Here is a 25,575-nt window from a genome sequence, read left to right on the forward strand (position 1 = left end):
ACCTAGCCGCGCTCCGGGACGCGAACCGTGACGGCCGGGCGACCGCAGGGGAGACGGTGCGGTACACGTTCGTCGTCACCGACCCCGGCACGACGCCCGTCGACCGGCCCACCCTGCAGGTGACGCTGAGCTCCGGCCGCCGACTCGACGTCACGTGCGCCGACGGCGGGATCGACCCCGGCGGCAACGTCGTCTGCGGACCGATCGACGTCACGCTCACGGCGGCCGACGTCCGCGCGGCGACGCTCACCGCGACCGCCCGCGCCACCGCCGTCGACCGCGCCGGCACGCGGCTCGTCTCACCGCCCTCGACCGCGTCGATGCGCACGACGGGGCACTGAGGCCCGGCCGCGGGGGCAGGATCCGCCCCCGCCGGTCGACACACGACGACGGCACCCGCCGGGATTCCGATCCCGGTGGGTGCCGTCGTGTGTGAGATGTGTGCCCCGGGTGCGATGGTCCGCACCCGGGCGGCCGTGACCACTGAACGGGCGTCGTCGACCCCGTGGGGTCGACGACGCCGCGTCGTCAGCTGCGTCGTCAGCCTCGGCGGACCGCCGAGGCGAGGTGGCGCGGGTGGAGGTTGAAGTGGGGGCGCATGACGGGCGTGCCGTTCTCCAGCGCACGGGAGAGGCTCACCGCGCGCAGGCCGCGCGCCTCGGCGATGCGCAGGACGCGGTCGAGGAGCTCGTACCGGTCGAGGGCGGGCTCGGGCACGGGGTCGCCGAGGTCGGCCGGGCCGGCGTGACCGTCGTGGAAGAGGAGGATCGTGCCGGGGTCGAGGTTGGCCGTCGCCTTCTCGACCCGCTGGTCCTGTGTCGCGTCGGGGTTCCAGTCGTGGCTCGTGCCGCTCCAGATGACCGACGTCATCCCCGCCTCGCGGATGAGCCGCCACGTCTCGACCGACTGGTCGCCGTGCGGCGGGCGGAACCACTGCACGGGCATCCCGAGGGCGTCCTCGAGTTCGGCCTTGCCGCGCCGGATGACGTCGCCGGCCTCGTCGCGGGAGAGCGTCGGCAGGTGGCGGTGGTCCATGCCGTGCAGGCCGATCTCGTGCCCCGCCGCGACGACCTCCTGGAGGAGGCCGGGGTTGGCGCGCACGCTCGTGAGGAGGACGAAGAACGTCCCCGTCGCGTCGTGGTCGGCCAGGGCGCGGAGGACGGCCTCGGTGCGCGTCGGCGTCGGGCCGTCGTCGAACGTCGGGACGATGATCCGCTCGGTGGTGTTCACCGAGCTCACCGACCCGATCGAGTCGGGCGCCTTCTCGAGCACCCGCATCGCGGCGAGCTTGAGGTCGTGGACGAGCTGCATGTGGACCTTCCCCCTGGTCGGCGGTTCGTGACGCGTGCCTCGCGGCCGCGTCGTCTCCTCCCCAGTGTCCCCCCGCTGCCGGACACCCGTCCAACCGCCCGGGATGCGACCGCCCACCGACCGCCCGCCCCGTGCCGCCACCCTGCCGCCACCCCGCGCCCGGCCGATGACGTCATCGACGAGGTCATCCGCACCGGGGTCATCACCCCCGAGTCGATGACGTCATCGATGACGTCGTCGTGCCTCGCGGGTCCTGCCCCGGGGGAGGGCGCAGGCGGGGAGGGCCGGGCATAATGACGCGCATGACGTCCTACCCGGAACCGGAGCCGCTGACCACGCCGGGCACGAGCACCTCCGTGCTCGAACGCACCGAGCCCGAGGCCGACTACCGCACGGACTCCGGCGACCACGAACGGTTCGCCCACTACGTGCGCAAGGAGAAGATCGTGCAGTCCGCCGTCTCGGGGGAGCCCGTCACGGCGCTGTGCGGCAAGATCTGGGTGCCCGGCCGCGACCCGAACCGGTTCCCCGTCTGCCCCATGTGCAAGGAGATCTACGAGGGCCTCCGCGCCCCGCAGGACGGCGGCGACTGACCCCGTCCCACCAGGCCGTTCCCGTGAGGCCGCCTTCTCCCGTCACTCGGGAGGAGGCGGCCTCACGGCGTCCGTCGACGGGGCTCGACCACGAGCCATGACGCCGAGCGCACGCCACGCCCGACGCACGCGGCGGAGACATCGGGTGTGAAGGACGGTCGGGGGCGGGGGCTACAGTCGTCCCCGCCATGAGTACTTCTGCCGCCTCGAACCTGTCGCCCGCCTTTCCCGAACGCGCAGCCTGGGGGACGGCGGGCAAGCTTCGTGCCTGGCAGGCCGAGGCGCTCGCCTCCTACATGGAGCGGCAGCCGCGGGACTTCCTCGCCGTCGCGACTCCCGGTGCCGGAAAGACGACGTTCGCGCTGCGCGTGGCGGCGGAGCTGCTGCAGCGGCGCATCGTGGAGAAGATCACCGTCGTCGCGCCCACCGAGCACCTCAAGACGCAGTGGGCCGATGCCGCGGCCCGCGTCGGCATCCGCCTCGATCCGAAGTTCGCGAACAACGTCGGCGGCCACTCCCGCGACTTCGACGGGGTCGCGCTCACGTACGCGGGCGTCGCGAGCAAGCCCCTGCTGCACCGGGGCCGCACCGAGCGGTACAAGACCCTCGTCATCCTCGACGAGATCCACCACGGCGGCGACAACCGCTCCTGGGGTGACGCGCTCCGTGAGGCGTTCGAGCCCGCCACCCGGCGCCTCTCGCTCACGGGTACGCCGTTCCGCTCCGACACCAACCCCATCCCGTTCGTCACGTACCACGCCGACGAAGCCGGGATCCGACGCAGCGCAAGCGATTTCACGTACGGGTACGGCGAGGCGCTCAAGGACGGCGTCGTACGCCCCGTGCTCTTCATGGCCTACGGAGGCGGGATGCGCTGGCGCACCCGCGCGGGCGACGAGCTCGAGGCGCGCCTCGGGCAGCCGCTGACGAAGGACATGATCAACCAGGCGTGGCGCACCGCCCTCGACCCCAAGGGTCAGTGGATCGGCTCGGTGCTCGTCGCCGCCGACAAGCGGCTCACCGAGGTGCGTCGCCACGTCGAGGACGCCGGCGGCCTCGTCATCGCGTCCAACCAGACCCAGGCCCGCGCGTACGCCCGCATCCTCCACGACATCACCGGCGAGAAGCCCACCGTCGTCCTCTCCGACGACACCGGCGCCTCCAAGCGCATCGAGGAGTACGCCGAGGGCACGAGCCGGTGGATGGTCGCGGTGCGCATGGTCTCCGAGGGTGTCGACGTGCCACGTCTCGCCGTCGGTGTCTATGCGACGAACACCGCGACCCCGCTGTTCTTCGCCCAGGCCGTCGGGCGTTTCGTGCGTGCCCGCCGTCGCGGCGAGACCGCGTCGGTGTTCGTCCCGAGTGTGCCCACGCTGCTCGACCACGCCGCCCGCCTCGAGGACGAACGCGACCACGCCCTCGACCGTCCGCGCTCCGCGGAGAACCCCGACTGGGTCGAGGAAGACCTCCTCGAGCAGGCCAACAAGGAGGAGAAGGCGAGCTCGGAGCTCGAGCAGATGAGCTTCGAGGCGCTGGAGTCCGACGCCGAGTTCGACCACGTCCTCTTCGACGCCGAGCAGTTCGGTCTCGGCACGACGTCCGGATCGCCCGAGGAGGAGGAGTACCTCGGCCTCCCCGGGCTCCTCGAACCGGACCAGGTCGCCCAGCTCCTCCGTTCCCGGCAGCCCAAGTCCGCGTCGCGCACGTCGGAGGCCCCCGAGCCCGCCGCGCACCGGGCCCTCGCGGCGACCCGCAAGGAGCTCAACTCCCTCGTCGGCGCCTACGCCAAGAAGACGGGCACCCCGCACGCCGTCGTCCACGCCGACCTGCGCCGCACGTGTGGCGGCCCGGCGCTCGACACGGCCACCCACGAGCAGGTCACCGCCCGCATCGAGACGATCCGTCGCTGGTTCGTCGGGCGACGCTGAGGCCCACGCCGGACGACGGCACCGACACCTCGGCGTCCGGAATCCGCGTCGTCCCGAGGCGGAACCGCAGACCCGCGCCCACGCGCCGGCCGTGCTCGTGGCCCGGCGACCACGCCCGACTCGGCCACACCGGCCCCGTTCTGGAAGACTGCACGCATGGATGCACGCCCCTCCGGTTGGTACGACGACCCCGACGAGCCCAACCGACTCCGGTACTGGGACGGAGAGTCGTGGACGGAGCGCACCCACTTCAAGGCCCCCATGCCCGACCCGCTGCCGCCGAAGCCGCCGGTCTCGCGCCTCCGCACGGCGCGTGAGGAACGTGAGGACGGCGCCGACCGCGACGGTGCTCGCGACCGCGGCACCCGCTCCGCCGTGCAGGAGCAGGGGCGCCCGGAACTCACCGCGGCGAACAGCCCGCGACCGTGGTCGACGGAGACCGGCGGACGCACCACCCGGCAGGGCGCGCCCGGTGACGCGCCCTCCCCGTACGGCCCCGACGCCGCCGCCGCCGGTTACGGCCGCCGCGTCCTCGCCTTCCTCCTCGACCTCCTCGTCGTGTCCGCGGTGTTCCTCGTCCTCCTCATGGTGCTGCTGCCGTTCCTCCCCGAGGTGACGGCGATGCAGCAGTCGTACGCCCAGGGCATCCTCCGTGCCTGGCAGCAGCAGCAGATGCCGCCGGAGCCGCCCGCCGCGCTCATCCAGGTCAACACCGTGCTCACCCTCATCTACGCCGGGCTGTTCGTCCTCTACGACACCGTTCTCCTCCGCGCCGCCGCCGCGACCGTCGGCTGCCTCGCCACCGGCATCCGCGTCGTCGACGCCGCCGGCGGGCGTGCCCCGGCCGGTCGACTTCTCTGGCGCTCGGTCCTCAAATACCTGGGGTTCCTCTTCAACGCCCGTCCCGAGACGGTCCTCGCCGGGTATCTCTTCACCGTCGTCAACTTTCTCTGGCCGCTGCGAGGCGGCAAGCGCCTCGCCCTGCACGACCAGTGGAGCGCCACCCGCGTCATCCGCACCTGATCCGCCGGGGGGCGAGCCCGCCTCGCGCCGCCGTTCCTCGAAATCCCTCCGCCGAGCGGCCTCGGTGCGGCACAGTGATGGGGTGACGATCAGCACCGACGCCCTGAAGTCCCTGCTCCGCCAGGCGCTCCGACGCACGGACACGCCACGGGTCGTCATCTCCGGCAACCACGCGATCCCGTGGACGGCGCTCGGCGTCGTCGACCAGGCCTTCGAGACGTACCGGCTCAACTGCCTCAACGCCCCCACCGGCATCCCGGACCGCGAAGGCGTCCTCTACGAGACTCCCTTCGTCGGCTCCGGCATGCGCCGCCACCCGCGTCTCGCCTACTTCCCGGCGCGTCTCTCGCAGGTACCGCTGCTGCTGTCGCGGCGCCTCGTGCCCGACGTCGTCGTCCTCCACACGTCGCTGCCGGTGGACGGCCGCGTCTCCCTCGGGTGCGAGGTCAACGTGCTGCCCGCCGCCGTCGCCGCCTGCCAAGAGGCCGGGGGCCTCGTCATCGCGCAGATGAACGCGAAGATGCCCTACACGTTCGGCGACGGCGAGTACGACCTCGACGCCTTCGACGGCTGCATCGAGGTCGACGAGGACATCGCGATCCCCGGTCGGCGCACCTCCGGCGCGGAGGCCCGCAGCGAGAGCTCGACGATCATCGGGCGTCTCGTCGCCGACCGCATCGAGGACGGCGCCACCCTTCAGCTCGGCATCGGGGAGATCCCCGACGCGACGCTCCACGAGGTCGCGAACCACCGCAATCTCGGGCTGTGGAGCGAGATGATCTCCGACGGCGTCCTCGACCTGCAGGACGCGGGCGCCCTCGACCCCGATCGTCTCCTCGTGTGCTCGTTCATGTTCGGGCGCGCGGAGCTGTTCGAGTGGGCCCACCGCAACGAGAACCTCCGGGTGCTCCGCACCGAGACCGTCAACGCCGTATCCCGCATCGCCGCGAACCCCGCCATGACGAGCATCAACACCGCCCTCCAGGTCGACCTCTTCGACCAGGCGAACGCCTCCCGCATCAAGGCCCGCATCCACTCCGGCTTCGGCGGGCAGACCGACTTCACCGTCGGCGCGATCCACGCCCCGGGTGGGCAGGCGATCATGGCGCTGCGCTCGTGGCACCCCAAGGCGGACGTGTCGACGATCGTCCCGATGCTCCAGGAGCCGGCCACCTCGTTCCAGCACTCGTGCGTCGTCACCGAGAACGGCGTCGCCGAGCTGTTCGGCCACGACGACGACATGCAGGCGGCCCATCTCATCCGGCACGCCGCCCACCCCGACGTCCGAGACGAACTCTGGGCCGCAGCCCGCGAACTCGGCCTCGCCTGACGGGCGGCATCTGCGTCGGGGCGACCGCCGGAGGCGCCGAGGCGGCACCTCGGACCGGGTGGGGAATGGGCGAGGGAATCGTCAGCTCTCGCGGGGGGAGCCGACGAGGTCGACGCCCTGGTTCCGCATCGTCGCGAGGGCGCGTGTCGTCGTCTCGGGGGAGACCCCGGCGGTGAGGTCGAGGAGCACGCGCGTGCCGAATCCCTGTGCGGCGGCGTCGAGGGCGGTGGCGCGGACGCAGTGGTCGGTGGCGATGCCGACGACGTCGACCTGCGTGACCCCGGCCTCGCGGAGCCAGTCGCCGAGGAGGATCGCGTCGTCGGCAGAGGCGGTGGGGCGTCCGTCGCAGCCCACGTCGGCGCCGGTGCCCTCGCCCGCGTCGGTGGTCGTGCCCTCGAATCCGCTGTAGGCGGCGGAGAACTGCCCCTTGTGGAACACCGCGTCGACGTCGGCGAGGGCGTCGGCGGCGGCGGGGTGGAACTCCGCGCCGGGCGTGCCGACCCGGCAGTGGGGCGGCCAGGAGTCGACGAAGTCGGGGGTGTCGGAGAAGTGGGCGCCGGGGTCGACGTGCCAGTCGGCGGTCGCGACGACGGCGTCGTACTCGCCCCGGTGCTCGGTGAGGTGACGGGCGACGTCGGCGGCGACCGCGGCACCACCGGCGACCCCGAGGGCCCCGCCCTCGCAGAAGTCGTTCTGGACGTCGACGACGATCAGGGCGCGGGACATGGGGGCTCCTCGGGGTCGGGATGGGCGACGGTCAGTGCCGGAGGACGAGCGAGGGGTCGGGGTGCTCGTCGACGAACACGGTGGGGATGACGGGCTCGCCCTTGGAGAGGCGCCGCGACTTGCGGGGGAGCTGGGCGAGGCGCTCGCGGTGCCGGTCGCGGGCGGCCTCGACGGGCTCGAGGCCGACGATGTCGCCGTCGTGGACGAGGGGGACGAGGAGGTCGAGATCCCCGGGGCCGCCGGGCTCCTCGCCGATGCCGACGAGTTCACCACGGGCGAGGCCGTTCTCGTCGAGGGCGCGGCGGGCGTACTTGCGGCCGCCGATCGAGGCCTTGTCCTTGCTCTCCTTGGCGACGTTGATGAGCGTGCCGGAGTCGTCGGCACGGGACACGAGCTTGTACACGAGCCCGGCCGTAGGGGCGCCGGAGCCGGTGACGAGGGAGGTGCCCACGCCGTAGGCGTCGACGGGCGCGGCGGCGAGCGCGGCGATGGCGTACTCGTCGAGATCGGAGGTGACGACGATGCGGGTCTGCGTCGCGCCGAGCGCGTCGAGCTGGGCCCGCACCTCGTGCGCCTGGGCGACGAGGTCGCCGGAGTCGAGGCGAACGGCACCGAGTTCGGTGCCGGCGAGGGCGACGGCGCGTTCGACGGCCCCGGCGACGTCGTAGGTGTCGACGAGGATGGTCGTGTCCTTGCCGAGGCTTTCGATCTGGGCGCGGAACGCGGCCTCCTCGGAGTCGTGGAGGAGGGTGAAGGAGTGGGCGCTCGTGCCGCCGGAGGGGATGCCGTGGCGGCGGGCGGCCTCGAGGTTGCTCGTCGAGGAGAACCCGGCGATGTAGGCGGCCCGGGCGGCGGCCACGGCGGCCCACTCGTGGGTGCGGCGGGAGCCCATCTCGATACAGGGGCGGCCACCGGCGGCGGAGGTCATGCGGGACGCGGCGCTCGCGACGGCGCAGTCGTGGTTGTAGATGGAGAGGGCGAGGGTCTCGAGGATGACGGCCTCGACGAACGTGCCCTCGACGATGAGCAGCGGGGAGCCGGGGAAGTACATGTCGCCCTCGGCGTAGCCCCATATGGACCCGCCGAAGCGGTACTCCTTGAGGTAGTCGAGCGTCGTGTCGTCGACGACGCGGTGGGAGGCGAGGTGGTCGATCTCCTCGGGCCCGAACGTGAAGTCGGCGAGGGCCTCGAGGAACCGGCCGGTGCCGGCGACGACGCCGTAGCGGCGTCCTTCGGGGAGGCGTCGGCCGAAGAGCTCGAAGACGCTCCGGCGGGAGGCGGTGCCGGCGTGGAGCGCGGCCTGCGCCATCGTCAGCTCGTAGTGGTCGGTCAGCAGCGCGGTACTCACACGGGCAGCATATGGTGAAGGGGTGACGATCAGCCCCGCCGAGCCGGATGTCCGCGAGGACGCGCTCCTCGACGAGGAGCTCGCCGACCTCACCGACCCGGGTTGGATCACGCTCGTGTGGAACGACCCGGTGAACCTCATGTCGTACGTGACGTACGTGTTCCAGAGCTACTTCGGGTACTCCCGCGAGAAGGCGGAGTCGCTCATGCTCGACGTCCACCACAAGGGCCGGGCGGTCGTCGCTCACGGGCCGCGCGAGCAGATGGAACGTCATGTCGCCGCGCTTCACGAGTACGGCCTGTGGGCCACGTTCCAGAAGGACGAGTGACGTGACCGGGTTCCGTCGTACGCGCAAGGGTGTCGTCGGGTCGTTCTCCGAGCCGGAGCGTGACCTCCTCGTCCATCTGTTGCAGCAGACCATCGGGTTGCTCGAGGCGGAGGCGGGTGCGCCGACGCCCGAGGTGCGCGGGGAGGACGGGGGCGATGTCGACTCGTTCGAGGCGATCATGCGGAACGCGGGGTTCGACGAGGACTTCGGTGACGCGACGGCGAGGTCGGCGCCCGGCCCGGGGCGGCCGGCGGATCCGGCCGTGCGTCGACTCCTGCCGGACGCGCATCACGACGACCCGGAGCTCGCGGCGGAGTTCCGTCGCCTCACGGGGGATGCCGTCCGTGATCGCAAGCTCGCGCACCTGCGTCGTGCGGTCGGTCTCGTCGAGGGCACGTCGGGGTCGACGATGTACCCGACCGAGGAGCAGGCGGTGAGTCTGCTCGTCTCCCTCACCGACGTGCGGCTCGTCCTCGCCGAGCGGCTCGACCTGCACACCGACGAGGCCGCGGAATCCCTCTCGGACCGCCTCGGCGAGACGGACCCCGACGACCCGCGCTTCCCCCTCGCCCTCGCCTACGAGTTCCTCACCTGGGTGCAGGAGACCCTCGCGGTCGCACTCCAACCCTGAACGACGACCGCTCGTCCCGGCCAACCTGCCGCCCACCGATCCCGTTGGGCTGCCCGCCGCGCCCGCATACCGCCCGGTGTGACTGTGTGTCCACATCGCACCCGTTCCGCTCGGACCGGGCCGTACGACAGGAGCTCCACCAGTGTCTCGACCCCTCTTCTCCGTCCCCCGTACCCTCGCCGTGACGGCCGTCGCGGCTCTCGCCCTGGCCGGCTGTGGCAGCGGTGACGGTGCGAACTCCGGCGCCGCCTCGACGGACTCCAGTGGCTACTCCCTCGTCAAGCCGGGCACGCTCACCGTCTGCACCCACCTCGCGTACAAGCCGTTCGAGTTCCCGGACGCCTCGGGCAAGATCGTCGGGTTCGACGTCGACCTCCTCGACATGGTGGCCAAGGACATGGGCCTCACCCAGGAGACCGTCGACGTGCCGTTCGACCAGATCTGGTCCGGCGCCGCTCTGCAGTCCGGGCGCTGCGATCTCGGTGCGGCCGGGATGACGATGACGCCCGAGCGGGCGAACTCGGTGCTCTTCTCCGAGCCCTACTTCGATGCCGAGCAGGCGCTCATCACGAAGAAGGGGTCGGGCATCACCAACCTCGCCCAGATGCGGGGCAAGAAGCTCGGGGTGCAGACCGACACGACGGGGCAGAAGTACGGCCAGGAGAACGCGGAGGCGAACGGGTACGAGGTCGTCGTCTTCGACGATCTTCCCTCGACGGTGAACGCCGTGAAGGCCGGCAACGTCGACGCCGCGGTCAACGACAACGGCGTCCTCTACGACTTCACGAAGGAGAACCCCGACACGGAGGTCGTCACCGAGTTCCACACCGGGGAGAAGTACGGCATCGCGGCGCGCAAGGACCAGCCGAGCGGGCAGAAGCTCATCGACGAGGTGAACAAGGTCCTGCAGGCGTCGAAGGCCGACGGCCGTTACAAGGAGACGTACGAGAAGTGGTTCGGCACGGCGCCGCAGAGCGCCGGTGAGACGGCCGACGCGTCGAGCTCCCCGTCCGACGCGCCCACCAGCGTCACCACCACCGCCGGCTGAGCCCGGTCCGATCCGTCCACCCGTGGCACGGCCCACCCGGGCCGTGCCACGTCCTAGTTCGGGAGTCCTGTTGTCCTCGACCCCTTCCCATCCGCCCGTCTCCGCCGATCGTGACGGCAGCGCGACCGATCTCGCGCACGACACCTCGGCACCCTCCTCGCGGGACCGGAGCCGCCGTGTCGCGCGTCGCGGTTCGCCGCGCGCCCGTGCCCGACGAGCCCGCCTGGTGCAGTACGCGGTGCTCCTCGTCGTCCTCGTGGCCGCGGCCTTGCTGGCCGACTGGGGCCAGATCGCGAGCGTCTTCTTCCGCCCCCGCCTCGTCGTGACCGCCCTCTCGCAGGGCCTCGTCAAGGCGTTCCTCAACACGCTCGCGTACTCGGCGGGCGCGTTCGCGTTCGGTCTCGTGCTCGGCACGATCCTCGCGCTCATGCGCCTCTCCTCGGTCGGCCCCTACCGGTGGCTCGCGACGATCTACATCGAGTTCTTCCGCGGGGTGCCCGCTCTCATCGTGTTCCTCGCGTTCAGCCTGTTGCCGCTCGCGTTCCCCGGGCTCAAGATCCCGTTCGGCACGTACGGCACCGTGTGGGTCGCCCTCGGTCTCGTCAGTGCCGCCTACCTCGCCGAGACGATTCGCGCGGGCATCCAGGCCGTGCCGAAGGGTCAGATCGAGGCGTCGCGGTCCCTCGGCATGTCGTCGGGCCGGACGCTGCGCAAGGTCGTCCTCCCGCAGGCGTTCCGCATCATCCTGCCGCCGCTCACGAACGAGTTCATCCTCGTCACCAAGGACACCTCCCTCGTCTACGTCCTCGGACTCTCGCGCGGCGCCTACGAACTCACGAAGTACGGCCGCGACCTCGCCAACACGAACGCCAACCTCACGCCGCTCGTCGTGGCCGGGTTCACCTACCTGCTCATCACCCTGCCGCTCGCCTACGCCGTCCGTCGGCTCGAGGCCCGCAACGCGAGAGGACGCTGACGTGTCGACGACCCCCGCGGGAACCCCCCGCCCCCACGATCCCGCGCGACCCGGAACTCCCGAAGACCCGTCCGACGTCGTCGTCGTCCGCGACCTCCACAAGTCGTTCGGCGACGTCGAGGTCCTCAAGGGCATCGACCTCACGATCCGTCGCGGCGAGGTCGTGTGCGTCATCGGCCCGTCCGGCTCGGGCAAGTCGACCCTCCTGCGGTGCGTCAACCTCCTCGAGGAGCCGACCCGCGGGTCCGTTCTCATCGAGGGGGAGGACATCACCGATCCCGACTGCGACATCGACGAGGTGCGCAGCCGGCTGGGCATGGTGTTCCAGCAGTTCAACCTGTTCCCTCACCTCACGGCGCTGCAGAACTGCGTCCTCGCCCAGACGAACGTGTTGCGGCGAGGCAAGGCGGAGGCCGAGAAGGTCGCGCAGCACAACCTCGAGCGTGTCGGACTCGGTGGCCGGGGCGACGCCCACCCGGCGCAGCTCTCCGGCGGTCAGCAGCAGCGCGTCGCGATCGCTCGTGCGCTGTCGATGAACCCCGACCTCATGCTCTTCGACGAGCCGACCTCGGCCCTCGACCCCGAGCTCGTCGGCGACGTTCTCTCGGTCATGCGGCTGCTCGCGAAGGAGGGCATGACGATGATGGTCGTCACCCACGAGATGGCGTTCGCGCGTGACGTCGCCGACCGGGTGATCTTCATGGACGGCGGCGTCATCGTCGAGGAGGGGGAGCCGTCCCGCGTGATCGGTGCTCCCGAGCATGAGCGCACCCGCGCCTTCCTCCAGCGCGTCCTCGACCCCACCCACGTCGACCCCGGCGCGGAGGACCGCAAGTACGCCGAACGCCACCGCACGAACGTCGACGGCATCGTGCCGGCCGACATCTCCGGACCCGCCTGACCCCTGAACCCCGGCCCTCCGTCATGCAGCGACGCGCCGCCCCTCCCTTCGGGGACGGGCGGCGCGGTCGTGACCTGCGACCCTCAGCGCGTGAGCGTCTGCGGTCGAGGGCGCGCGCATCGCTGCATGACGGAGGGGACGGGCCTCGGGGCCGGGATTGACGCACGTCACGTGAGGTGCGGGTGCGGGGAGGCGGAGGGCACCCCATATCCTGCCAAGGTGCAGCAGGACGCTCCGATCGGCATCTTCGACTCCGGTTACGGGGGGCTCACGGTGGCCCGCGCCGTGCTGGACCAGCTTCCCGACGAACGGGTCGCCTACCTCGGCGACACGGCCCGAGCCCCCTACGGCCCGAGGCCGATCGCGGAGACGCGACGGTTCGCCCTCGAATGCCTCGACTCCCTCGTCGAGAGCGGCGTCAAGGCCCTCGTCATCGCGTGCAACACGGCCAGCGCCGCGATGCTCCACGACGCCCGCGAACGGTACGACGTCCCCGTCGTCGAGGTGATCCGCCCCGCGGTGCGTCGCGCCGCCGCTGCCACCCGCAACGACGTCGTCGGCGTCATCTCGACCGAGGGCACGCACCGTAGCCGCGCCTACGTCGACGCGTTCGCCGCCGCCCCGCAGATCCGGGTCGTCTCCCAGCCGTGCCCCCGGTTCGTCGAGTTCGTCGAGGCCGGTGTCACCGGTGGGGAGGAACTCCTCTCGGTCGCACGCGGGTACCTTGAGCCGGTCGCGGCGCAGGGCGTCGACACCCTCATCCTCGGCTGCACCCACTACCCGCTCCTCACCGGCGTCATCAGCTACGTCATGGGCGACCTCGTCACCCTCGTCTCCAGCGCGGAGGAGACCGCCAAGGACGTCTACCGGGTCCTCGCCGACGCCGACGCCCTCCGCCCGCAGGGCTCGCCGCCGCCGCAGCACCGATTCCGCACCACCGGCGACCCGGCCGAGTTCGCCCGCCTCGCACGGCGGTTCCTCGGCCCGGAGGTCGGCAACCTCAACCTCGAACGGGGGACGCCGTCGTGAGACTCCACGTCGTCGGATGCTCCGGCTCGATGCCCGGCCCGGCCTCGCCCGCGTCGTGCTACCTCGTCCAGACCGAACACGAGGGGCGCACGTGGACGATCGCGCTCGACCTCGGCAACGGCTCGACAGGCCCCATGCGCGAGTTCCTCGACCCGATCGACCTCGACGCCGTCGTCCTCAGCCACCTCCACCCGGACCACTGCCTCGACGCGTGCAGTCTCTACGTCGCGTTGAGGTACACCCCCGGACGGGTGCGGGAGACGCGCATGTCGCTCGTCGGCCCCCGGGGCGCGGACGAGCGCCTCGGCCGCGCCTACGGTGTCGAGCACGCCGAATCCCTCCACGAACGCTACGAGTTCGCCGAGTTCGAGGCCCGCACGCCGTTCACGGTGGGGCCGTTCACGATCACGCCGATCCCCGTGTTCCACCCCGTCGACGCCTACGGTCTGCGCGTCGAGGCCGACGGTGCGGTGCTCGCCTACACGGGCGACACCGACCTCTGCCCCGAACTCACCGAGCTCATGACCGGAGCCGACCTCGTCCTCGCCGACTCCGCGTACGTCGACGGCCGCGACGACGGCACCGGCGTCCACATGAGCGGATCCCGCGCCGCCCGCGCCGCGATCGAGGCCGGGGGAGTGAAACGCCTCATGCTCACCCACATCCCCGCCTGGAACGACCGCGAGATCTGCCGCGCCCAGGCCGCCGAGGTGTGGCGCGGCGACGGCCGCCGGGTCGAACTCGCCGACCCGCTCGCGACGTACGAGATCTGACACGCCACGACTCCTGACGGTGCCGCCCCCGCGCGCCGGGGTGACACTGGGACATGGACACACGAGGTGGGGGCCGGGGGAGCCGCGCGCGAGGTCGGCGGCACTGCGTGGCGAAGGAGTCGGGCCGCCCGCTGAAGAACCCGAACTCGGGGTCGTGGCGCATTCCCGGCGTCTACACCCTCGAGGAGTACTTCCTTGGGGCGAAGACGTTCCACGCCGCCGACTCGGGGTACACGCCGAAACTTGGTGACGTCGTCATGTACCGGCCCGACTCGCCCTACGGGCAGCACACGAACTACGTCCTCTCGGTGCACGACGGGATCCTCACGACGGTCGGCGGCAACGAGGACGACCGCATCGTCGTGAGCGACCACCGCCTCGACTCCGATCTGCGCGTCGTCGGGTACGGCGAACGCTGACGGGCGTGCCCGCGGGGGCGGGACGGGGCGTCGTCGCCCGGCCGTAGGCTTGCGGGCATGAGCGATTCCACCCCCCGTCACGACGGCCGCGCCGTCGACCAGCTCCGCGACATCCGCATCACCCGCAACTGGCTCGACCACGCCGAGGGCAGCGTCCTCGTCGAGTTCGGACGCACCCGCGTGCTGTGCGCGGCGTCGTTCACCGAGGGCGTGCCGCGCTGGCGCAAGGGCAGCGGGCTCGGGTGGGTCACCGCCGAGTACGCCATGCTGCCGCGGTCGACGAACACGCGCAGCGACCGAGAATCCGTCAAGGGCAAGATCGGCGGACGCACCCACGAGATCTCCCGCCTCGTCGGTCGCAGCCTGCGCTCCATCGTCGACATGAAGCAGCTCGGCGAGAACTCGATCGTCCTCGACTGCGACGTCCTCCAGGCCGACGGCGGCACCCGCACCGCGGCGATCACCGGCGCCTACGTCGCGCTCGTCGACGCGATCGAGACCGGTCGCGCCGCCGGGCACCTCAAGCGCACCGCGACCCCGCTCACCGGGTCCGTCTCCGCGGTGAGCGTCGGCATCGTCGGCGGGCGCCCCGTCCTCGACCTCGACTACGTCGAGGACGTCGACGCCGAGACCGACATGAACGTCGTCATGACCGGCGACGGCCGGTTCGTCGAGGTGCAGGGCACCGCCGAGGGCGATCCGTTCGACCGCGGCCTCCTCGACGGGCTGCTCGATCTCGCCATGGGCGGCTGCGCCGAGCTCACCCGCCTCCAGCAGGCCGCCCTCGACGCGCCCGCCCGCGAGGTGCAGCGATGAGCGGCCGCCTCGTCCTCGCGACCCGCAACCAGGGCAAGGTGGGCGAGCTTCGCGCGATCCTCGCCGACGTCCTCGACCGCACCGGCACCGAACTCGTCGGCATGGACGCCTTCCCGGACGTTCCCGATGTCGTCGAGTCCGGTGTCACGTTCGAGGAGAACGCGCTGCTCAAGGCGCGGTTCGCGGCCGAGGCCACCGGGCTGCCTGCCCTCGCCGACGACTCCGGTCTCGCCGTCGACGTCCTCGGCGGGTCGCCGGGGGTGTTCAGCGCCCGCTGGTCCGGGCGCCACGGCGACGACGAGGCCAACCTGCGCCTCCTTCTCGCCCAGATCTCCGACGTGCCGGAGGAGCACCGCTCCGCCGCGTTCGTGTGCTGCGCGGCGCTCGCGATGCCCGACGGCCGCACCGTCACCCGGCACGGCCGCTTCGAGGGCACGATCGTGCGCGAGCCCCGGGGCGAGAACGGGTTCGGCTACGACCCGATCCTCCAGGTCGCCGGCGACACCCGCACGAGCGCCGAGCTGCCGCCGGAGGAGAAGAACGCGATCTCCCACCGCGCCAAGGCCTTCGCCGCCCTCGCCGAGGCGCTGCCGGAGTACCTCGGACACTGACCCCGGCGGTGCGACGCCTCGCGCGGCACGGCGCGCGTACCCATCACGACGAGACACGGGCGGGCTCCCTCCGAGAGGGGCCCGCCCATGTCGGCGATCGCGCATCGTCTCGAGGCCGTCACGGTCGTCACGACTCCGAGAACCGCGACCACCCATGGCGTTCGACGTGCGGGAGAAGGGATTCGAACCCTCACGCCCTGGGGGCACAGGAACCTAAATCCTGCGTGTCTGCCAGTTTCACCACTCCCGCGTGAGCGCAGGGTATCGCCTCCCGCCCGCGCGTCAGGGGTGGTTCCTCGGACGAGGACTCAGGACTCGGTGGGTGCGGGCAGGTCGATGCCGAGCGTTTTCGCGAGGGAGGCGACGTGGCCCTTGGCGCGCACGTTGTACTTCGCGAGGGCGATGCGGCCCTCCTCGTCGACGACGAACGTCGACCGGATGACACCGACGGTCTTCTTGCCGTACGTCGTCTTCTCGCCGTAGGCGCCGTACGCGGTGAGCACGGCCTTGTCCGGGTCCGAGAGGAGCGGGAACGTGAGCTGCTCCTTCTCGACGAACCGGGCGAGCTTCTCCTCCGAGTCCGGCGAGATGCCGTACACGGCGTACCCGGCGTCGGCGAACGGGTCGCGGGCGTCGCGGAAGTCGCAGGCCTGCGTCGTGCACCCGGGCGTCATCGCCGCCGGGTAGGCGTAGAGCACGACCTTGCGGCCGCGCAGCGCGGAGAGGGTGACCTCCTCGCCGGTGTGCGACGTGAGGGTGAAGTCGGGGGCGACGTCGCCCTGCTCGAGTCGGGTGGTCATGGGTCCTCCTGGGGGAGTGGGAGTGGGACGGGAGTGGGAGTGGGACGGTCGCCGGGCAGCGCGGACGGGGCACCGGGGGACGACCCGCGGGGGACGTCCCGTGCCGCATGGCGGGCGCCGGTCGGGGGTAGGTTATCGTCGCCGGGAAGAGCTATGCCCCAGCACCGGATCGCCGGACGGCCTCCGGTGCACCCATCACACCGAAGGAGCCGTCGATGAGCGCCAAGGACAACCGGTCACTCGACGAGATCGAGAAGGACATCGCCCGGAACCGCGACGACCTCGCCGCGACGATCGATGAGCTGGCGTTCCGCGTCAAGCCCGCCAACGTCGCCAAGCGTCAGGTCGACGAGGCCAAGACGTTCGTCGACCGCACGGCCCGCAACACCGACGGTTCGCTCCGCCTCGAGGTCGTCGGCCCGGCCGTCGGCGCCGTGGTGCTCCTCGTCGCGCTCGCGGTCTACAACCGCGTCCGTGGCTGACTCGGACTCTTCGCGAGGGTCGCGTCTGCCGATCCGCATGCTGCACGATCGCGTGTTGCTGCAGCGTGACGACGCCGACGGCGAACGCCAGACCGGCGGCGGGCTGCTGATCCCGGCGACGGCAAGCCTCGGCAAGCGGCTCTCGTGGGCCAGGGTCGTCGCCACCGGGCAGAACGTCCGTCAGGTGCGCCTCGACGACGAGGCTCTCTACGACCCCGAGGAGCAGGCCGAGGTCGAACTCGACGGCACCGTGTACGTGCTCCTGCGCGAACGCGACCTCCACGCCGTGCGCGCGCCCGCGTCCGAGGGCGAGGGCCCCGGCCTCTACCTCTGAGACCACGGGCTTCCCCGCCGACGTGCGGGCCGTCACCGACACACACGGAGCGGGCCCCCTTCCCATCGAGGAAGGGGGCCCGCTCCGTGTGCATGGGGGCGGCTCAGCCGACGGCGTCCCGCGCGTCGACGAATGCCCGGACGCAGGTGCGCACGTCCTCCTCGCTGTGCGCCGCCGAGAGCTGCACCCGAATACGCGCCTTGCCCTGCGGCACGACGGGGTAGGAGAACGCGATGACGTAGACGCCGCGCTTCAGCATCTCGTCGGCGATCTGCGTGGCCTGTCGGGCGCCGTCCTCGCCGGGGAACATCACCGGGGTGATGGGGTGGGAGCCCGGCAGGAGGTCGAATCCGGCCTCCGTCATGAGCTCGCGGAAGAGGCGCGAGTTGCGCTCGAGGGCGGCACGCTTGTCGTCGCCGGCGAGGGCCAGCTCGATCGCCTTGAGCGAGCCCGCGGCGACGGTGGGCGCGACGGCGTTGGAGAACAGGTACGGGCGGGAGCGCTGACGCAGGAGTGCGACGACGTTCTTGCTCGCGGCGACGTAGCCGCCGGACGCGCCGCCGAGGGCCTTGCCGAGGGTGCCCGTGATGAGGTCGACGCGGCCGAGGACGCCGCACTTCTCCGGCGTGCCGCGGCCGTGCTCGCCGACGAACCCGACGGCGTGGGAGTCGTCGACCATGACGAGCGCGCCGTGCTTCTCGGCGAGGTCGCAGATCTCCGCGAGGGGCGCGTAGTAGCCGTCCATGGAGAACACCCCGTCGGTGACGACGACGATGCGCCGCGCCCCGCCCTCCTTCGCGGCCGTGAGCTGCGCCTCGAGGTCGGCCATGTCGGCGTTCTTGTAGCGGAACCGCTTGGCCTTGGCGAGACGGACGCCGTCGATGATCGACGCGTGATTGAGCTCGTCGGAGACGATCGCGTCCTCGGCGCCGAAGAGCACCTCGAACACGCCGCCGTTGGCATCGAAGCAGCTCGAGTAGAGGATCGCGTCCTCGGTGCCGACGAGTTCGGCGATCTTGGCCTCGAGCTGCTTGTGCAGCTCCTGCGTGCCGCAGATGAACCGGACGCTCGCCATGCCGAAGCCCCACTCGTCGAGGGCGGCACGGGCGGCGGCGATCACCTCGGGGTCGTCGGCGAGGCCGAGGTAGTTGTTCGCGCAGAAGTTGAGCGCCTCGCCGGTGGTCGTGCGCACGTGCGCGGACTGCGGCGTGAGGAGCTCGCGTTCGTTCTTGTAGAGGCCCGCGTCGCGGATCTCGTCGAGGGTGGCGGCGATGGAGCCGTCGAAGTCGGTCATCGGATCTCCTGAGGGTGGGGGCGGACGGGGCGCTCAGAGGACGCCGGCGATGTCGAGGACGACCTTGCCGCAGCGGCCGGAACGGGCCGCCTCGAACGCCTGCGGCCATTCCTCGAGGGGGAAGGTGTGCGTGATCACCGAACCCACGGTGTCGCGGAGCAGGGGAGAAGTCTGCATCATCGCGCTCGCGGCGTACCAGGTCTCGAACATCTCCCGTCCGTAGATGCCCTTGATCGTGAGCATGTGGGTGATGACGTTGCCGAAGTCGATGGCGAAACTCTCCTTGGGAAGCCCGAGGAGGGCGATGCGGCCACCGTGGTTCATGTTCTCGATCGTCTCGCGCAGGGCGGCGGGGTTGCCCGACATCTCGAGGGCGACGTCGAAGCCCTCGGTCATGCCGAGGCGACGCTGGGCGCTGAGGATGTCGTCCTTCGCGACGTTGAGGACGAGATCGGCGCCGGCGTCGCGGGCGAGGTCCAGGCGGTAGTCGGAGACGTCGGTGACGACGATGTGGCGGGCGCCCGCGTGGCGGGCGATGGCGGCGGCCATGACGCCGATGGGGCCGGCGCCGGTGATGAGGACGTCCTCCCCGACGAGCGGAAACATGAGGGTGGTGTGGGTCGCGTTGCCGAGCGGGTCGAAGACGGCGCCGACCTCGGGGCGCATGTCGGCGGGCTGGACCCACACGTTGGTCGCGGGGATGACGACGTACTCGGCGAACGCCCCGTCGCGGTTGACCCCGACGCTGCTCACGTTGCTGCACATCTGTCGGCGCCCGGCGCGGCAGTTGCGGCACTGACCGCAGACGACGTGTCCCTCGCCGGAGGCCTTCTGCCCGACCTCGCACGAGGTGACGTCGGAGCCGACCTCGACGATCTCGCCGAAGAACTCGTGACCGATCGTCATCGGCGGGTGCACCTCGCGGGCGGCCCACTCGTCCCACTGCTCGAGGTGGAGGTCGGTGCCGCACAACCCGGCGGCGAGAACCTTGATCCTGACGTCGTCGGCACCGCACTCGGGCTCGGGGCGGTCGACGAGCTGGAGGCCGGGGCCGGCCTGGGTCTTGGCGAGTGCCTTCATGGATGTCTCTCCTTGTCGCGACGTACACCTCACGGTAGGTCCGCGGGGGGACAGCTGCACGGGGTTCCGGGCGAGAACCCCGTCCTCGTCGAGACGGCGGAGGGACGCCGTGGCCTGCCGATTTGGACATTTGGAGGGTCGGGGGTAACGTTCTTCCTCGTTGCGCGCCATTAGCTCAATGGGCAGAGCAGCTGACTCTTAATCAGCGGGTTCGGGGTTCGAGTCCCTGATGGCGCACCGAACACGAAGGGCCCCGGGAGACCGGGGCCCTTCGTCATGTCCAGGGCGTATCCGGGGTCTTGTCCGGCGCCGGGTGAGAGACGCGCGGTCCGACCCGGTCCCGAGGCCCCACGTCGCCGATGAAGGACGTGTCGGTGCCGCACCAGTCCTCACCCCGCAACCCTGGATGTCCTTCCTCCACGGCCCTGAACGAGCCACAGGGCGTCGCCGACGGCTCACGTCGCCCTCGGGGGCCTCGGGGGCCTCGGGGGCTAGGGGGCTAGGGGGCTAGGCGGTCGTGTCCACCGCGAGACGTCGCGCGGGCGCTCCGGTGGTCCCGGAACGGCCCTCGCGGTCGGGACGTCGCGCGGGTCGGCGCGAGGAGTGCGCGAGCTCGGGCTTTTTGTGTAGCCGGCTGTGGCGGGAGCCGGAGAGGGCGTACACGACGAGCCGATCGCCATCCAGATGAAGAACCGCAGCCACGTGTCGAGCGGCGGGTCGAGCACGAGGACGTGAGCGCTGCGAGCCACGGCAGCACCGGCGAACCGGGCACCTTGAACGAGCGCTGCAGGTCGGGGCGGTGCTGGCGGAGCACGGGCACCGCGACGGAGACGAGGACGACAGCCGACAGCGTGCCGATGTTCACCATCTCCTCGAGCTCGCCGACGGGCGTGCGCGACGCCATGAGCGCGACGAGCAGACCGAATCCGATCGTCAGCCGCACCGGCGTGCCCGTGCGGGGGCTCGTCCGGCCCCAGCTCAGGGGGAGCAGGTGGTCGCGGCACATCGCGAAGACGACGCGGGTGCCGCCGATGAGGAGGGCCATGACGACGGTGAAGAGACCGGCGACCGCACCGGCGGCGATGAGAGTCGCCGCCCACGTCTGCCCCACGCTCTCGAACGCCGCGAGGTCGAACGGCGCACCCGGGGCGGCGGCCGCAGGGAACGGGATGAGGTTGCCGGGGAGCAGGACGAGGTACTGGGACCAGCCCTGGGCGACGACGGAGGCGCCGAGCATCATCTCGAGGAGCAGGTCCCCCCGATGATCCAGGCGGCGAGCTCGCCGAGGGTCGCGTAGGAGAACGTGTACGCCGACCCCGGAGACGGCGACGGTCGAGGCGAGGCCAGCACCGATTCCGTGCGGCAGACGCTCAGGTGGGCAACTCCGGTCTGGCGTGCCTGATCGCAGGCAGGAGGGGGAACCGCCGGGCGACGGGCGCGTGAACGGGGACACCTTAGTGGCACGGAGCCCCGCCACCTCAGCCATTCGTGAGATGCCACACATAAGAGGATCTCCTGCGGCAGGGGCTGTGACGTGACATGGCGGCGGCAGGGGAGGAGGCCGCGCAGCGGGCCGGCCGTGAGGAACGACGACGAGCCTCGGCCGTGCGCGACATCGGAACGGCGTCGGTGCACCGCGACGCAGGGGGAACGCACACGATCGACGGCGGTCGCACGGGGCGGGGACGACACGTCACCCCCATATCGGGCACCATGGAGGTTCAAGGCTCTTCGCCCTCACCGGCGCCGTCGGTGAGGAGGTGGGCCGTGCGGACGGGCGAGGACGCCCCCGGCGGCCGTCCGATCCCGCACCGACCACCCCGAAGGTGGACCGTGCCCGACCGGCCGGGGCGGGACGTGGCCGGGAACGGCGGGATCGAGACGGAGGGGTGTCGTGCGGAGCAGGAGCGTGCGGGAGGACGGTGTCCTCGCGCCGGGAGTCGCCTCGGTGTCGATCGGGTCGGCGGTGCTCATCTCACTGCTCGCACTCGAGTACATCGCCGTGGCGGCCGCGATGCCGACCGTCGCGGCCGACCTCGACGGGTACGACCTGTACAACCTGGCCTTCGGCGCCACCGTCGCGACGAGCCTCGTCGGCACCGTCCTCGGCGGGTGGTGGAGCGACAGGTCGGGTCCTCGCGCGGTCGTCGTCGCCGGTGCGGGAGCATTCGCGGTCGGGCTCCTCGTCGCAGGGTTCGCGGGCGACTTCCGTGTGTTCTGCGTCGGACGTGCGATCCAGGGACTGGGGTCGGGGCTCGCGAACGTCGCGCTGTACGTCGTCATCGCCCAGCTCGTCCCCGACCGCATCCGTCCTCGGGTGTTCTCCCTCCTCGCGGCCGCGTGGGTCGTCCCCGGACTCGTGGGCCCCCTCCTCACCGGCCTGATCGTCGAGCGCCTCACGTGGCACTGGATATTCTACGGCGTCACCCCGTTCGTCCTCCTCGCCGTGCTCCTCATGGCGCCGGCCCTCGCGCGGACGCGCCCGGCCGGAGGCGCTCGAACCCTCCCGACCTCGCTCCTCGCGTGGACGGTCGCCGCCGCCGCCGCGGTTGGGATCCTCAACCTCGTGGGGGCGAGGGTGTCGCCGACGGCATGGGCGCTCGGCGCGGGACTTCTCGTCGTGCTCGTCGCCGCGGCCCGACATCTCCTGCCCGGTGGCACCCTGCGGCTCGGCCGCGGACTCCCCTCCGTGGTCGCGACCCGAGGCGCCCTCGGCGGATCCTTCATCGCCGCCGAGGCCTACCTACCGCTCATGCTCCGCGACGAGCACGGATACGGCCCCGCCCAGGCGGGCGCCATCCTCGCCGTCGCGGCGATGACGTGGACGGTGGGTTCCACGCTGCAGGGGCGCCTCGGGCCCACGGCCGACCGATACCGCCTCATCACCGCGGGCGCGGCCTGGTTCACCACCCTCATGGTCGTGCTCGCCGCCGGGGTCGCGCTCGGGGGGCCGGGATGGTTCGCCGTGGCCTGCTACGGACTCGCCATCGCCGGCGTGGGCCTCGCCTACCCGACGACGACGCTCGTGACGATGCGCCTCTCCACCGAGGCCGAGGTCGGCCGGAACTCCTCGGCTCTGCAGCTCGCCGAGGCGCTCGCGAGTGCCGTGGGCCTCGCGTTCTCGGGTGTCGTGTTCGGCACCCTGTACGCGACGCACCAACGGGCCGCATTCGTCGGCACCCTTGTCGTCTCCTGCGTCGTGGGGGCCTTGTCGGTGGTGGCGGCGGTGCGGGCCCGGCCGGCCGCTGCCTGACGTCCCACCGGCCCGTTCCGGGGTTGTACCCATCGGCGCCCCGACGCGCAGACCGGCAACCCCCCGCGGCGACGGTTCGGGTCGAACGTCGTTGCCGCACAAATGCCGTCGCCGCATCGGCCGTGGTGGGCACCGGGACGTGCTGGGATACATGACGGGGAGGTGGCCCCTGTCGCCGGGGCGACGGTCCGACGACCCTCGGGCCACGAACCCTCGTGTCGGGCAACCGAGGTCGGCGTGAGCCCGGCGATGTCGTGTCCGGTTCGTGACGGTCCCGCGGCGGGCATGTCCATCGGGCGTCCTGGACGAGTGTCGTAAAGTCGTCCCCGGCGTCGTCCTGGGGAGGCGAGGCGGTCATCACCGCCGGGATCGCGACGCGCACCGTGAACGCACCAATCAGGGGGAACGACGACAACATGTCGACCGACATCACCGCCGACGGCGGCATCATCGACCAGCGCGCCATGACCACTGAGGAGCGCGAGACGCTCTCGACGACGCTTCGCGAACTCTGGTGGGACTGCCACCGTGACTTCGCGCGACCCGTCGTCGATCTCGGGGCGCTCCGCCTGTCCGAGACGACCATGCTCGCGCTCGCCGCGGACCTCGACGAGGCCGGGTACGTCACGCACGCCCGGCTCGTGCGGTGCATGGCGACGACCCAGGGACACGCCTCCGATCGGCCCGACGCGCCGCCGCCGCGTCACTGACAGCCACGGCTCCACCAGAGGAGGGCCGTGAGGGCGTCCCGCACCTGTTGAACCGGGCTCCCAGTCCGAGACGATGCACCCCCCCGACACGGTTCGTGTCGGGGGGGTGCATCGCGTCGTGGACCGTGAGGTCCGTGATCAGGGGCGTCGACGGCCGGCGAGGAACATCGCGAGTCCGGCGGCGACGAGGACGGTCGCGGCGACGCCCGTGAGGACGTACATCATCGTCGTGGAGCCGTCGCCGTCGGAGGTCGGATCGGCGGTGGGGACCGGGGGAGCAGCGGGAGCCGTGTCGCCGTTCGAGCCGGTGTGGCTGTCGCCCACCGTGAACGTGGTCTCCCCGGAGATGGGGTGGCCGTCGGCGCTCACGACGCGGTAGCGCACGTGGACGAGACCGTCGGGGAGTCCCTCGGGGATGGCGGCGATGACCTCGGGGCCGTCGACCTGGGGCGTGACGGGGTGCGCCACGTCGGCGTGGTCGGCGATGACGATCTGGGTGCCGCGCGGCTCAATGTTCTCGTTGAACACGAGCGCGGCCGTCGTGGGCATGGCGGCGAGCTTCTCGCCGTCCTTCGGCGTGGAGGAGACGAGCGCCGAGTGCGCCGCGGCCGAGACGACCGTGCCCAGCATGATCGGCATCGTCGCGAGAGTCACGAGGAGGGCCACGAGGAACGAGGGGAGGAGGACGGGGCGGCGGAGCATGTGGCCATCCTGGCACGGACGCCGAATCGTCGGCCTCGTGGTCGAGCGTGGCCGCCCTTCTGCGAGCTGCCGCGTACTCCGCGCCTCTCGGGTCTTCGGTGTTCCTCCGGCCATGGCGAAGGGCCCCCGACCGGTCGGTCGAGGGCCCTTCTTCGTGGGGTGAGTGACGGGACTTGAACCCGCGACCACCTGGACCACAACCAGGTGCTCTACCAGCTGAGCTACACCCACCATCGTGCAGGCCACACCGTCGGGAATCCGTGAGGAGCCCCAGCGGGTGGTGCGGCGACCATCGTACCCGCTTTCCGGAGTGCTCGTGACCACCCCCTCCGGGAGGAAGGGTGCGGCCGACGGGATTGGCCGCAGCGGCACGAACCGGGGCTGCGTGGTGCGGGCCCACCCGATCTGCTCGAGCGGCGGTGCGGCGCGGTCAGATCCGGGTGCGGAGCTCCTCGTGCCGGGCGCCGATCTCCTTCGCCGTGGCCGAGTCGGGGCCGGGCCGGGGGACGAACACGGCCTCACGGTAGTAGCGCAGCTCGACGAGACTGTCCTTGATGTCCGCGAGTGCGCGGTGGCCACCGTTCTTCTTCGGGGCGTGGTGGAACACCCGCGGGTACCAGCGACGCGACAGCTCCTTGATCGAGGACACGTCGATGTTGCGGTAGTGGAGGTGACCCTCGAGCTCGGGCATGTCGCGGGCGAGGAAGGTGCGGTCGGTGCCGACGGTGTTGCCGCCGAGCGGGGACTTGCCGGCGGCCGGCGCGTGCTCCCGGATGTAGGCGAGGACCGTGGCCTGCGCCTCCTCCATCGTCAGGCCGCCCTCGAGCAGCGGCAGCAGTCCGCTGTCGGTGTGCATCCGGCGGACGAAGTCACCCATCTGGTCGAGCGCCTCGGCGGGCGGCCGGACGACGACGTCGACGCCCTCGCCGAACGGCGTGAGCTCGTAGTCGGTGACGAGCGCGGCCACCTCGATGAGGGCGTCCTTCTCGAGGTCGAGGCCGGTCATCTCGCAGTCGATCCAGATGATGCGGTCGTGTGAGGAGTCAGTGGTCTTGGACACGACCGCCACTCTAGGACGCGGGGCACACCCCGCCCACGACCACCTCACCCGCCCCGGTGCCGCATCGCC

At 71.6% G+C, this 25,575-nt stretch carries 28 protein-coding genes and 3 tRNA genes; 20 read left to right on the top strand and 11 right to left on the bottom strand.

The window, feature by feature from the left end:
* Positions 1-341, top strand: a 341-nt coding sequence (locus MOPEL_RS13705; protein ID WP_009483477.1) for a CLIPPER-2 domain-containing protein, incomplete at its 5' end; no start/stop codon positions are given.
* A 199-nt stretch (positions 342-540) separates the two neighbouring features.
* On the opposite strand, the gene MOPEL_RS13710 is transcribed toward MOPEL_RS13705, so the two are convergent.
* Positions 541-1,311 carry a polysaccharide deacetylase family protein gene (locus tag MOPEL_RS13710; protein ID WP_009483478.1) on the bottom strand — a complete coding sequence of 257 codons (771 nt, stop codon included), beginning with the start codon at positions 1,309-1,311 and terminating at the stop codon, positions 541-543.
* 293 nt (positions 1,312-1,604) lie between these two features.
* On the opposite strand from MOPEL_RS13710, the gene MOPEL_RS13720 reads away from it, so the two are divergent.
* From MOPEL_RS13720 to MOPEL_RS13735, 4 genes are all read left to right on the top strand, one after another.
* Complete coding sequence (locus tag MOPEL_RS13720; protein ID WP_009483480.1) at positions 1,605-1,904, top strand: DUF3039 domain-containing protein; 300 nt, start codon at positions 1,605-1,607, stop codon at positions 1,902-1,904.
* 188 nt (positions 1,905-2,092) lie between these two features.
* Positions 2,093-3,832 (top strand): DEAD/DEAH box helicase, encoded by a 1,740-nt coding sequence (locus tag MOPEL_RS13725; RefSeq protein ID WP_009483481.1) that lies wholly within the window; start codon positions 2,093-2,095, stop codon positions 3,830-3,832.
* A 156-nt stretch (positions 3,833-3,988) separates the two neighbouring features.
* Positions 3,989-4,855, top strand: coding sequence for an RDD family protein (locus MOPEL_RS17840; protein WP_009483482.1), 867 nt, complete (start codon positions 3,989-3,991; stop codon positions 4,853-4,855).
* 82 nt (positions 4,856-4,937) lie between these two features.
* Entirely contained in the window at positions 4,938-6,185 is a 1,248-nt protein-coding gene (locus MOPEL_RS13735; protein WP_009483483.1) for an acetyl-CoA hydrolase/transferase family protein, read from the top strand.
* Between the two features lie 81 nt (positions 6,186-6,266).
* On the opposite strand, the gene MOPEL_RS13740 is transcribed toward MOPEL_RS13735, so the two are convergent.
* Together MOPEL_RS13740 and MOPEL_RS13745 are read right to left on the bottom strand one after the other, a co-directional pair.
* Positions 6,267-6,911: an isochorismatase family protein gene (locus MOPEL_RS13740; protein ID WP_009483484.1), complete on the bottom strand. Its 645-nt coding sequence runs from the start codon at positions 6,909-6,911 to the stop codon at positions 6,267-6,269.
* A gap of 31 nt (positions 6,912-6,942) precedes the next feature.
* The gene (locus MOPEL_RS13745; protein WP_051992334.1) at positions 6,943-8,220 is read right to left on the bottom strand and encodes a nicotinate phosphoribosyltransferase; all 1,278 of its coding nucleotides are present in this window, start codon (positions 8,218-8,220) and stop codon (positions 6,943-6,945) included.
* Positions 8,221-8,281: 61 nt separating this feature from the next.
* Here MOPEL_RS13745 and clpS point away from each other — a divergent pair, with 61 nt between their 5' ends.
* The 10 genes from clpS (at position 8,282) to rdgB (ending at position 15,791) form a co-directional block, all read left to right on the top strand.
* A complete protein-coding gene (gene clpS, locus MOPEL_RS13750; protein WP_009483486.1) occupies positions 8,282-8,587 on the top strand; it encodes an ATP-dependent Clp protease adapter ClpS in 306 nt (101 codons plus the stop codon).
* A 1-nt stretch (position 8,588) separates the two neighbouring features.
* Positions 8,589-9,218 carry a DUF2017 domain-containing protein gene (locus MOPEL_RS13755; RefSeq protein ID WP_009483487.1) on the top strand — a complete coding sequence of 210 codons (630 nt, stop codon included), beginning with the start codon at positions 8,589-8,591 and terminating at the stop codon, positions 9,216-9,218.
* A gap of 142 nt (positions 9,219-9,360) precedes the next feature.
* The gene (locus MOPEL_RS13760) at positions 9,361-10,266 is read left to right on the top strand and encodes a basic amino acid ABC transporter substrate-binding protein (RefSeq protein WP_009483488.1); all 906 of its coding nucleotides are present in this window, start codon (positions 9,361-9,363) and stop codon (positions 10,264-10,266) included.
* Between the two features lie 226 nt (positions 10,267-10,492).
* Positions 10,493-11,242 carry an amino acid ABC transporter permease gene (locus MOPEL_RS13765; protein ID WP_009483489.1) on the top strand — a complete coding sequence of 250 codons (750 nt, stop codon included), beginning with the start codon at positions 10,493-10,495 and terminating at the stop codon, positions 11,240-11,242.
* Position 11,243: 1 nt separating this feature from the next.
* Positions 11,244-12,143, top strand: coding sequence for an amino acid ABC transporter ATP-binding protein (locus MOPEL_RS13770; protein WP_009483490.1), 900 nt, complete (start codon positions 11,244-11,246; stop codon positions 12,141-12,143).
* A 219-nt stretch (positions 12,144-12,362) separates the two neighbouring features.
* Positions 12,363-13,172 carry a glutamate racemase gene (gene murI, locus MOPEL_RS13775; RefSeq protein ID WP_009483491.1) on the top strand — a complete coding sequence of 270 codons (810 nt, stop codon included), beginning with the start codon at positions 12,363-12,365 and terminating at the stop codon, positions 13,170-13,172.
* A complete protein-coding gene (locus MOPEL_RS13780) occupies positions 13,169-13,945 on the top strand; it encodes an MBL fold metallo-hydrolase (RefSeq protein ID WP_009483492.1) in 777 nt (258 codons plus the stop codon). Before murI ends, MOPEL_RS13780 begins: the two co-directional genes overlap by 4 nt.
* A gap of 107 nt (positions 13,946-14,052) precedes the next feature.
* Positions 14,053-14,364: a CHAP domain-containing protein gene (locus tag MOPEL_RS13785; protein WP_009483493.1), complete on the top strand. Its 312-nt coding sequence runs from the start codon at positions 14,053-14,055 to the stop codon at positions 14,362-14,364.
* 57 nt (positions 14,365-14,421) lie between these two features.
* Positions 14,422-15,180: a ribonuclease PH gene (gene rph / locus MOPEL_RS13790; protein WP_009483494.1), complete on the top strand. Its 759-nt coding sequence runs from the start codon at positions 14,422-14,424 to the stop codon at positions 15,178-15,180.
* On the top strand, positions 15,177-15,791 hold the full coding sequence (rdgB, locus tag MOPEL_RS13795; protein WP_009483495.1) for an RdgB/HAM1 family non-canonical purine NTP pyrophosphatase: 615 nt from the start codon (positions 15,177-15,179) through the stop codon (positions 15,789-15,791). The genes rph and rdgB overlap by 4 nt, the downstream gene beginning before the upstream one ends.
* A 167-nt stretch (positions 15,792-15,958) precedes the next feature.
* Here the strand turns inward: rdgB and MOPEL_RS13800 are convergent.
* Positions 15,959-16,041: transfer RNA gene (locus MOPEL_RS13800), tRNA-Leu, on the bottom strand.
* Between the two features lie 58 nt (positions 16,042-16,099).
* Entirely contained in the window at positions 16,100-16,591 is a 492-nt protein-coding gene (bcp, locus tag MOPEL_RS13805) for a thioredoxin-dependent thiol peroxidase (protein ID WP_009483496.1), read from the bottom strand.
* A 215-nt stretch (positions 16,592-16,806) separates the two neighbouring features.
* Here bcp and MOPEL_RS13810 point away from each other — a divergent pair, with 215 nt between their 5' ends.
* Together MOPEL_RS13810 and MOPEL_RS13815 are read left to right on the top strand one after the other, a co-directional pair.
* Positions 16,807-17,073 carry a DUF3618 domain-containing protein gene (locus MOPEL_RS13810; RefSeq protein ID WP_009483497.1) on the top strand — a complete coding sequence of 89 codons (267 nt, stop codon included), beginning with the start codon at positions 16,807-16,809 and terminating at the stop codon, positions 17,071-17,073.
* The gene (locus tag MOPEL_RS13815) at positions 17,066-17,407 is read left to right on the top strand and encodes a chaperonin (protein ID WP_040634824.1); all 342 of its coding nucleotides are present in this window, start codon (positions 17,066-17,068) and stop codon (positions 17,405-17,407) included. The genes MOPEL_RS13810 and MOPEL_RS13815 overlap by 8 nt, the downstream gene beginning before the upstream one ends.
* Positions 17,408-17,510: 103 nt before the next feature.
* Here MOPEL_RS13815 and MOPEL_RS13820 read toward each other — a convergent pair whose 3' ends face one another.
* Complete coding sequence (locus MOPEL_RS13820) at positions 17,511-18,701, bottom strand: glycine C-acetyltransferase (protein ID WP_009483499.1); 1,191 nt, start codon at positions 18,699-18,701, stop codon at positions 17,511-17,513.
* A gap of 33 nt (positions 18,702-18,734) precedes the next feature.
* A complete protein-coding gene (gene tdh / locus MOPEL_RS13825; RefSeq protein WP_009483500.1) occupies positions 18,735-19,781 on the bottom strand; it encodes an L-threonine 3-dehydrogenase in 1,047 nt (348 codons plus the stop codon).
* Between the two features lie 164 nt (positions 19,782-19,945).
* Between tdh and MOPEL_RS13830 the strand changes: the two genes are divergently transcribed.
* Positions 19,946-20,018 (top strand) — tRNA-Lys (locus MOPEL_RS13830).
* Positions 20,019-20,280: 262 nt separating this feature from the next.
* Here the strand turns inward: MOPEL_RS13830 and MOPEL_RS13835 are convergent.
* Positions 20,281-21,018: an APC family permease gene (locus MOPEL_RS13835; protein WP_009483501.1), complete on the bottom strand. Its 738-nt coding sequence runs from the start codon at positions 21,016-21,018 to the stop codon at positions 20,281-20,283.
* Between the two features lie 657 nt (positions 21,019-21,675).
* Here MOPEL_RS13835 and MOPEL_RS13840 point away from each other — a divergent pair.
* Together MOPEL_RS13840 and MOPEL_RS13845 are read left to right on the top strand one after the other, a co-directional pair.
* Positions 21,676-23,034, top strand: a complete 1,359-nt coding sequence (locus MOPEL_RS13840; RefSeq protein WP_040634826.1) for an MFS transporter — start codon at positions 21,676-21,678, stop codon at positions 23,032-23,034.
* A gap of 416 nt (positions 23,035-23,450) precedes the next feature.
* Positions 23,451-23,744 (top strand): hypothetical protein, encoded by a 294-nt coding sequence (locus tag MOPEL_RS13845; protein ID WP_009483503.1) that lies wholly within the window; start codon positions 23,451-23,453, stop codon positions 23,742-23,744.
* Positions 23,745-23,882: 138 nt separating this feature from the next.
* Here the strand turns inward: MOPEL_RS13845 and MOPEL_RS13850 are convergent, their stop codons facing one another.
* The 3 genes from MOPEL_RS13850 to orn all read right to left on the bottom strand — a co-directional run bounded on the left by MOPEL_RS13850 (position 23,883) and on the right by orn (position 25,506).
* The gene (locus MOPEL_RS13850; RefSeq protein WP_009483504.1) at positions 23,883-24,446 is read right to left on the bottom strand and encodes a copper resistance CopC family protein; all 564 of its coding nucleotides are present in this window, start codon (positions 24,444-24,446) and stop codon (positions 23,883-23,885) included.
* A 155-nt stretch (positions 24,447-24,601) separates the two neighbouring features.
* Positions 24,602-24,677 (bottom strand) — tRNA-His (locus MOPEL_RS13855).
* Positions 24,678-24,876: 199 nt separating this feature from the next.
* Entirely contained in the window at positions 24,877-25,506 is a 630-nt protein-coding gene (gene orn / locus MOPEL_RS13860; protein WP_009483505.1) for an oligoribonuclease, read from the bottom strand.
* Positions 25,507-25,575: the final 69 nt, after the last annotated feature.

It is taken from the genome of Mobilicoccus pelagius NBRC 104925 (genome assembly GCF_000247995.1).
In the GTDB taxonomy this organism is placed as follows: Bacteria; Actinomycetota; Actinomycetes; order Actinomycetales; family Dermatophilaceae; genus Mobilicoccus; species Mobilicoccus pelagius.

Coding starts and splice junctions, on each gene's coding strand:
- MOPEL_RS13710 (WP_009483478.1), bottom strand. CDS start 1,311: ATGCAGCTCGTCCACGACCTCAAGCTCGCCGCGATGCGGGTGCTCGAG.
- MOPEL_RS13720 (WP_009483480.1), top strand. CDS start 1,605: ATGACGCGCATGACGTCCTACCCGGAACCGGAGCCGCTGACCACGCCG.
- MOPEL_RS13725 (WP_009483481.1), top strand. CDS start 2,093: ATGAGTACTTCTGCCGCCTCGAACCTGTCGCCCGCCTTTCCCGAACGC.
- MOPEL_RS17840 (WP_009483482.1), top strand. CDS start 3,989: ATGGATGCACGCCCCTCCGGTTGGTACGACGACCCCGACGAGCCCAAC.
- MOPEL_RS13740 (WP_009483484.1), bottom strand. CDS start 6,911: ATGTCCCGCGCCCTGATCGTCGTCGACGTCCAGAACGACTTCTGCGAG.
- MOPEL_RS13745 (WP_051992334.1), bottom strand. CDS start 8,220: ATGGCGCAGGCCGCGCTCCACGCCGGCACCGCCTCCCGCCGGAGCGTC.
- rph (WP_009483494.1), top strand. CDS start 14,422: ATGAGCGATTCCACCCCCCGTCACGACGGCCGCGCCGTCGACCAGCTC.
- rdgB (WP_009483495.1), top strand. CDS start 15,177: ATGAGCGGCCGCCTCGTCCTCGCGACCCGCAACCAGGGCAAGGTGGGC.
- bcp (WP_009483496.1), bottom strand. CDS start 16,591: ATGACCACCCGACTCGAGCAGGGCGACGTCGCCCCCGACTTCACCCTC.
- MOPEL_RS13810 (WP_009483497.1), top strand. CDS start 16,807: ATGAGCGCCAAGGACAACCGGTCACTCGACGAGATCGAGAAGGACATC.
- MOPEL_RS13820 (WP_009483499.1), bottom strand. CDS start 18,701: ATGACCGACTTCGACGGCTCCATCGCCGCCACCCTCGACGAGATCCGC.
- tdh (WP_009483500.1), bottom strand. CDS start 19,781: ATGAAGGCACTCGCCAAGACCCAGGCCGGCCCCGGCCTCCAGCTCGTC.
- MOPEL_RS13835 (WP_009483501.1), bottom strand. CDS start 21,018: ATGCTCGGCGCCTCCGTCGTCGCCCAGGGCTGGTCCCAGTACCTCGTC.
- MOPEL_RS13845 (WP_009483503.1), top strand. CDS start 23,451: ATGTCGACCGACATCACCGCCGACGGCGGCATCATCGACCAGCGCGCC.
- MOPEL_RS13850 (WP_009483504.1), bottom strand. CDS start 24,446: ATGCTCCGCCGCCCCGTCCTCCTCCCCTCGTTCCTCGTGGCCCTCCTC.